The 7,166-nt window shown below is 60.5% G+C and carries 7 protein-coding genes; 1 reads left to right on the forward strand and 6 read right to left on the reverse strand.

Going from position 1 to position 7,166, the window contains the following annotated elements:
* Positions 1 to 435: 435 nt before the first annotated feature.
* On the forward strand, positions 436 to 1,059 hold the full coding sequence (locus tag GHO41_RS03290; RefSeq protein WP_153326271.1) for a glutathione S-transferase family protein: 624 nt from the start codon (positions 436 to 438) through the stop codon (positions 1,057 to 1,059).
* A gap of 117 nt (positions 1,060 to 1,176) precedes the next feature.
* Here the strand turns inward: GHO41_RS03290 and GHO41_RS03295 are convergent, their stop codons facing one another.
* From GHO41_RS03295 to GHO41_RS03320, 6 genes are all read right to left on the reverse strand, one after another.
* The gene (locus tag GHO41_RS03295; RefSeq protein ID WP_153432958.1) at positions 1,177 to 2,604 is read right to left on the reverse strand and encodes an aldehyde dehydrogenase family protein; all 1,428 of its coding nucleotides are present in this window, start codon (positions 2,602 to 2,604) and stop codon (positions 1,177 to 1,179) included.
* 14 nt (positions 2,605 to 2,618) lie between these two features.
* The gene (locus GHO41_RS03300) at positions 2,619 to 4,118 is read right to left on the reverse strand and encodes a CoA-acylating methylmalonate-semialdehyde dehydrogenase (RefSeq protein WP_123749276.1); all 1,500 of its coding nucleotides are present in this window, start codon (positions 4,116 to 4,118) and stop codon (positions 2,619 to 2,621) included.
* A 52-nt stretch (positions 4,119 to 4,170) separates the two neighbouring features.
* Positions 4,171 to 4,530 (reverse strand): RidA family protein, encoded by a 360-nt coding sequence (locus GHO41_RS03305; protein WP_048371995.1) that lies wholly within the window; start codon positions 4,528 to 4,530, stop codon positions 4,171 to 4,173.
* Positions 4,531 to 4,565: 35 nt separating this feature from the next.
* A complete protein-coding gene (locus GHO41_RS03310; protein ID WP_153432959.1) occupies positions 4,566 to 5,600 on the reverse strand; it encodes a zinc-dependent alcohol dehydrogenase in 1,035 nt (344 codons plus the stop codon).
* Between the two features lie 103 nt (positions 5,601 to 5,703).
* Positions 5,704 to 6,495: an IclR family transcriptional regulator gene (locus GHO41_RS03315; protein WP_153432960.1), complete on the reverse strand. Its 792-nt coding sequence runs from the start codon at positions 6,493 to 6,495 to the stop codon at positions 5,704 to 5,706.
* Positions 6,496 to 6,576: 81 nt separating this feature from the next.
* Positions 6,577 to 7,166 (reverse strand): FAD-dependent oxidoreductase (locus GHO41_RS03320; protein WP_153432961.1); only part of this gene is annotated, 590 nt, incomplete at its 5' end.

Raw genomic sequence — 7,166 nt, forward strand, 5'->3', positions numbered from 1 at the left:
CTTATTTTGTGTTTGATAGGAGTTGCCGCCCCGTCTACGACGCCGCGCTGTCGCGCAGCAAACAGGACACTGTAGTCGCTGACGAGGTACGAAGGCTGCGATCGGCTGCGTGCAGCCGTGAAACCATCCACCTCGGTATTCTTGGGTACATATCCATTGCTGCGGCTTAGCAACTGCGCAACACCTGCGATCGGCCAGCGTGGTTTAACGGGGCCTCTTAGATCAAGGTCACAAGCCAGATCAAGTTCAAAAGATCGCGAGCAAACTCGCTCCTACAGGGCCTTAGGAATCAATCATTTATTTTATGTTTGAAAAGATGGAGCCCGGGTTTCGTATCAATCCCACCAACCACAGTGATTTGGCTTGAAGCAATCGGGCCAATGTGGAATATACCGAAGTGTCGACACCAATAGCCTCCAACGAGAAGGGCCTGGAATGATACGCATAATGGGTAGGGCATCATCGATCAATGTACGCAAAGTACTCTGGGCCTGCGCCGAGATGGAAATACCCTTTGAACGGGAGGATTGGGGCGCTGGCTTCAAATCGACGCGCACCCCTGAGTTTTTGGCACTGAACCCCAATGCCATGGTGCCGGTCATTCAGGATGACGATTTCATTCTGTGGGAATCAAACTCGATCATTCGCTACCTGGCTGCCCGCTACAACGCCAGCAACCTTTACCCGCACGAAGCGAGAGCCCGAGCCTGCGTGGACCAATGGATCGATTGGCAAGCGTCGGATCTCAACAAATCGTGGAGTTATGCCTTTATGTCGCTGGTCCGGCATTCGCCAGAGCATCAGGACAGCCTGGCGCTGGCTGCCGCGTGCAATGACTGGTCCAGGCACATGGAGATTCTCAACAGGCAGCTTGAATCAACCGGGGCCTACGTTGCAGGCAACGAATTTTCCCTTGCAGACATCCCCATCGGCCTGTCGGTTAATCGTTGGTTCGAAACGCCGCTTGCACACCCGGACCTCCCGGCCGTCAGCGACTATTACGAACGTTTGAGTCAGCGACCGAGCTACCTCCTGCACGGAAGAAATGGCACGCCATGAACCAGCAAGGCATGAATAGCATCAGTTCCTGTCCATGTATCAAGTGGCACCTTGATGTGGGAGCGGGATTGCTCGCGATGCGGACAAGCCCGCTCCCATGGGGTTTAAGCCAAGTGCTTAGTTGCCCCAGCCCACCACGCCCTTGATTTCAAGGAAGTCGTGGATGCCCCAGCCCGCATATTCGCGGCCATTACCCGACTGTTTGTAGCCACCAAACGGCGCAAAGGTGTCCCAGTCCGGGTAGTTCAGGTACACCGAACCTGCACGCATGCGCCCGGCCACGGCGCGGGCGTGTTCGAGATGGGTGGATTGCACATAGGCAGCCAGGCCGTAAACGGTATCGTTGGCGATTTCGATGGCTTGCTCTTCGCTGTCGTAAGGCAGAATCGACAGCACCGGCCCGAATATCTCTTCGCGGGCAATGGTCATGCTCGGCTGTACGTTACCGAACACCGTGGGACGCACGTAATAGCCCTTGTCCAACCCTTCCGGACGGCCCAGGCCACCCGTCACCAGGGTGGCGCCCTCCTCGATCCCGGCCTGGATCAAACCCTGAATCTTGTCGAACTGCGCCGCGCTGATCACCGGGCCCAGGTTGGTGTTGGCATCACGCGGGCTGCCGGTGACCAGTTGCTGCGCTGTACGTTTGGCAATTTCCAGCGCCCGGGCATGCTGCGCCGCCGGGACCAGCATGCGCGTCGGCGCGTCGCATGATTGCCCCGAGTTGGAGAAACAGCCCTGCACGCCCTTGGCAACAGCGACCTCAAAGTCAGCGTCTTCCAGCAGGATATTCGCCGACTTGCCGCCCAGTTCCTGAGCCACACGCTTGACCGTATCGGCTGCCGACTTGGCGACCATGATGCCTGCACGCGTAGAGCCGGTGAACGAAACCATGTCGACCTGCGGATGGCTGCTCATGGGTTGGCCGACGTCCGGCCCGGTGCCATTGACCAGGTTGAAGACCCCGGCCGGCACGCCCGCTTCATGCAAAATTTCGGCAAAGATGATGCCGGTCAATGGTGCGATTTCACTCGGCTTGAGCACCACGGTGCAACCCGCGGCAATGGCCGGCGCGACTTTGCAGACGATTTGGTTGAGCGGCCAGTTCCACGGCGTGATCAACGCACACACGCCGATGGCTTCACGCACCACACGGGTGGTGCCGTGCTGTTCGCTGAACGTGAACGACTTCAGCGCGCTGATGGTCGATTCAAGGTGCGCACGACCGCTCCAGACCTGCGCGTCGCGGGCAAAATGCAGCGGCGCGCCCATTTCCTGGCTGACGGCCTGGACCAGGTCGTCATAGCGCAGGTTGTAGACCCGCAAAATCTCTTCCAGCAGTGCCAGACGCTCACCCACGCTGGTCACCGAAAACGCCGGGAAAGCCCTGCGGGCCGCTGCCACAGCTTTGTTCACATCCTCGGCATTGCCCACGGCGATCTTGATAAAGGCCTGTTCGGTTGAGGGATCAACCACCTCAAGCGTCTCTCCAGACTCGGCCTCAAGCCATTGACCCTCGATATAAAACTTCAGTGCATTGTTCATTGTGTTCACTCGGCTCAATGGTTACTGGGGAAGGCAAACTGCGCCGCTTCGTGGCTGGCACGGCGCGGCCAACGTTGGGTAATGGCTTTTTTCCGGGTATAGAAACGCACCCCGTCCGGGCCATAGGCGTGCAGATCGCCAAACAGTGAGCGCTTCCAGCCGCCAAAGCTGTGGTAGCTCACAGGCACGGGCAGCGGGACGTTAACTCCGACCATGCCCACTTCGATTTCATCGCAGAACAACCGGGCCGCTTCACCGTCGCGGGTGAAGATGCACGTGCCGTTACCGTATTCGTGTTCATTGATCAATTGCATGGCCGCTTCGAGGCTGCCCACGCGAACGATACACAATACCGGGCCGAAGATTTCATCGGTATAGATGCTCATCTGCGCGGTTACCCGGTCGAACAGCGTACCGCCGACAAAGAAGCCGTTTTCGTGCCCTTGCACCTGCAAGTCACGGCCATCCACCACCAGCTCAGCACCTTGGGCAACGCCCGCATCAATGTAGCCCTTGACCTTGTCCCGCGCCGCAGCGGTGACCAACGGCCCCATGTCGAGGCCGCTGGAAGTGCCCGCACCAATTTTCAGTCCACGGATCTGAGGCAGCAGTTTTGCTACCAGCGCATCGGCAACCGCGTCGCCCACACACACCGCCACCGACAGGGCCATGCAGCGTTCACCGCAAGAGCCATAGGCTGCGCCCATCAAGGCGCCGACGGTATTGTCCAGATCCGCGTCGGGCATCACCACGCAATGGTTTTTTGCCCCGCCCAATGCCTGGACGCGTTTGCCGCGCTGGGTACCCTCGCTGTAGATGTATTGCGCAATCGGCGTGGACCCGACAAAACTCAGGGCTTTGACATGCACAGACTCGATCAGGCCATCTACTGCTTCCTTGTCGCCATGCACCACGCTCAGCACGCCGTTGGGCAAACCCGCCTGAATCAGCAATTCAGCGATATACAAGGTCGAACTCGGATCGCGCTCCGAGGGTTTGAGGATGAAGCAGTTCCCGCAGACGATCGCCAGCGGGTACATCCACAACGGCACCATGGCCGGGAAGTTGAACGGCGTAATACCCGCCACCACCCCTAGCGGTTGCAAGTCGCTCCAGGCATCGATGCCAGGGCCAACGTTGCGGCTGTAATCGCCCTTTAGCAGTTGCGGCGCGCCACAGGCGAATTCGACGTTTTCAATCCCGCGTTTGAGTTCACCCGCCGCGTCTTCGAGGGTTTTGCCGTGCTCTTCGCTGATCATCAGGGCAATCGCCGCTTCGTGTTCCTCAAGCAACTGCTTGAAGCGGTACATCACCTGCGCGCGTTTGGCCGGTGGCGTGTTGCGCCAGGCCGGAAACGCCGCCTTGGCGGCCTCGATGGCCTGCTGCAAGGTTGCCGCGTCGGCCAGGGCCACTTGCTTGCTCACCGCGCCCGTGGACGGGTTGTAAACGTCGGCGGTGCGGCCAGTGCCCTGAACCCGCACACCGTTGATCAAATGAGGAACGATACTGCCCATTACGACTCTCCCATGCCGGGCAAGCAGCCCTTGCCCGGCCGTATTAAATGGCTCAGGCCTTGACGGCTGCCTGCAAGGCGATTTCAACCAAAATGTTGTCGGCAGCCATATTGGCCTCGACTGTGGCGCGTGCCGGCAATGCATCCTGCGGAATCCACTCACGCCAGACGGCATTCATGGCAGCAAAATCCTGAACCGCATGCTTGAGCCAGATCTGTGCGAACAGAATGTGTGACTTGTCCGAGCCTGCTTCGGCGAGCAAGGCGTCGATCCGCGCCAGAACTTGCGCGGTCTGCCCGGCGACGTCTTGCGTGCGGTCGGCCGGGACCTGGCCGGTGATGTAGACAATGCCGTTGTGTACCAGCGCATGGCTGAGCAGGCCCGGATTGGGTTGCAGGCGAGTAATGGTCATGGGTGCTAACTCCTGTTGAGGATTAAAGGTTCAGGTCAGGCGATTTTCAGGACCGTGCGCCCGACCAGTTGGCCCCGGCGCATGCGTTCAAAGATGTCGTTGATGTCTTCCAGGCGCTCAAGGCTGATCTGTGCCTTGACCTGGCCACGGGCGGCAAACGCCACCGCCTCGTTAAGGTCCTGGCGGGTGCCGATATTGGAGCCGGTGATCGACAGCTCCCAGCCGCTGATGCTGGAAATGGAAGCGCGAACCGTGTCGGCATCGCCGCCTGGCAAGCCAATAAACACCGCTGTACCACCGGGGCGCAGCATCTTGATCGACTGCTCAAAAGCGGCATTGGCCGTGGCGGTCACCAATACCGCGTGCACGCCACCGGGGATCTGTTGCTTAAGTGTTGCCACCGGGTTGTCGAGGGCATTGATCAGGCACTCGGCGCCATAACTGCGGGCCAGTTCGAGCTTGTCGGCCGACACATCAATGGCCGCCACACGCAAGCCCATGGCGATGGCGTACTGCACAGCAACGTGGCCCAGGCCACCGATGCCCATGACAGCCACCCATTGCCCCGGCCGGGCCCGCGAGCGCATCAGGCCGCGATAAGTGGTGACACCCGCGCACAGAATCGGCGCCAGGGCGTACAGGTCGGCACCGGAGGGGATGCTGGCGACGAATGCCGCCGGGGCAATCATGTATTCGGCATATCCGCCCTGCTTGCTGTAGCCCGTGGATTCCCGCTGCTCACAGATGGTTTCCATGCCGCCCAGGCAAAACTCGCAGGTACCGCAGGCGCTGTACATCCAGGGCATGCCGACCGCTGTGCCGATGGCGGGCTCAGTCACGCCGGCGCCGTGGGCGGCGACATGGCCGGTGATTTCATGGCCCGGGATCAGCGGCAAGGTGGGCAAATCCGACCAGTCACCGTCCATGGCATGCAGGTCGCTGTGGCAGACGCCACAGGCAACGATGCGAATCAGGATTTCACCGGGCCCCGGGGTCGGGATTGTCACCTGTTCGATCCGCAGTGGCTCACCCACGGCGTGCAGTACGGCAGCCTTCATGGTTTGACTCATCGCTGTCTCCTTGTAGTTGGGCCCTAAAGCCGGGCAAAGCGGCACCTATACCGCGGGCCAGGCCCGCAGCAGTGCGTGTCAGGTAAAAGGATTGCCCTGGGGGTTAGCCCGCCGGGCGCAAACTGCGTGTCGCGCTGGCGATGGACCGGGCGGTGTTGATCACTTTGGGGGCCAGTTGTTTTCGGGCGTCGTCCAGGTTCCAGCGGCTGAACGGCACCGAAATGTTCACGGCCCCCAGCGGGTAACCATCGGCATTGACCACCGCCGCGGCCACGCTGATATCCCCGGCGTAATACTCTTCGAGGGCGTAGGCGTAGCCGTCGTGACGGGCCTCGGCGACGATGGCGCGCAGTTGATCAAGGTCGGTGACAGTGTTGGGGGTGTAGCCCTTGCGTTCGGAGGCGACCAGGATCGCGTCAGCCTCATGCTCCGGCAGCGCCGCCAGATAAGCCCGGCCTGCCGAGGTGCAGTACATGGGCAGGTGGCGACCCAGCGGGATGTGAATGGCAATCTGTTTGTGGCTGGGAAAACGCGCCACATAGAGCATGTCCAGGCCGCAGGGTTCGAGCAGGTTGCAGCTCTCTTCGACATACCGGTTGAGCTCATGCAGGTACGGGTTGGCGCGTTCGATCAGCTCACTGGTTTGCAGGTAGCCGGTGCCCAGGTCAAGGGATTTGGGGGCCAGGCGAAAGCGCTTGGTGACCGGGTCCTTGTACAGATAGCCCAGCGCCTCAAGGGTGAACGCCGAACGCTGCACGGCGCTTTTGTTCAGCCCGGTCGCTTCTGCCAGTTCAATCAGGCTCATGCTGGGGCGCCCGGCGCGAAAGGCCGTCAGCAAAGACAGACCTTTGGACAAGGCGGTAATGAAGAGTGGCGAGTCTTCCAGAGAACTCATGGTTGTTTCCTTGTGTGCCGCGAGGCATGTCGATCACGGTGCGTAAATTCGAGAGCCGGCTTGGGGCTCAAGCACGGTTGGTTATTCAAAATGACTCAATACAATACCGGGCTCTACCACGGCTTGGTTACGCTCAAAACGGTCGACGGCAAACGGGCGCATACGCTCATCCACCACGCCCTTGACGATGGCCTTGGCCAGAAATTCACCGGCGGCCGGTGCGCCGGCGTGACCGTAGCACCAGCCAGCGCTGATAAACAAACCCGGCAAGGCATTGTGCGCGCCCAGTAGCGGGCCAAAATCTTTGGATATATGCACCAGCCCGGCCCATTGCCGCAAGATACGGGCATGCCCCAGTTGAGGAAACATCTCCAGATACGCTTTGGCAGTCGCGGCCATCACCGGCACGTCGGCATTCAAGGTGTTTTGCGGGCGTTCGGCAACTTCTGCGCCGCCCACCACTTCGCCGCGTGCGGTCTGGTGCATGTAACAAAGCCGGTCCAGCAATGCCACGGCAGGGCCTATCAAGGGCCGCATCGGCTCCAGCGCCATGGCTTCCAGGCGCATCGGGTAGCCGTCCAGCGGCACCCCGGCCAATTGCGCCAACCGGTTGCTTTCGGCACCGCCAGCCAGCACCAGGGTGTCGGTGGCAATGCGCTGTTCACCCACAC

Source organism: Pseudomonas sp. FSL R10-0399, from assembly GCF_009600165.1.
GTDB lineage: Bacteria > Pseudomonadota > Gammaproteobacteria > Pseudomonadales > Pseudomonadaceae > Aquipseudomonas > Aquipseudomonas helleri.

Coding starts and splice junctions, on each gene's coding strand:
- GHO41_RS03295 (WP_153432958.1), bottom strand. CDS start 2,604: ATGAACAATGCACTGAAGTTTTATATCGAGGGTCAATGGCTTGAGGCC.
- GHO41_RS03315 (WP_153432960.1), bottom strand. CDS start 6,495: ATGAGTTCTCTGGAAGACTCGCCACTCTTCATTACCGCCTTGTCCAAA.
- GHO41_RS03300 (WP_123749276.1), bottom strand. CDS start 4,118: ATGGGCAGTATCGTTCCTCATTTGATCAACGGTGTGCGGGTTCAGGGC.
- GHO41_RS03310 (WP_153432959.1), bottom strand. CDS start 5,600: ATGAGTCAAACCATGAAGGCTGCCGTACTGCACGCCGTGGGTGAGCCA.
- GHO41_RS03305 (WP_048371995.1), bottom strand. CDS start 4,530: ATGACCATTACTCGCCTGCAACCCAATCCGGGCCTGCTCAGCCATGCG.
- GHO41_RS03290 (WP_153326271.1), top strand. CDS start 436: ATGATACGCATAATGGGTAGGGCATCATCGATCAATGTACGCAAAGTA.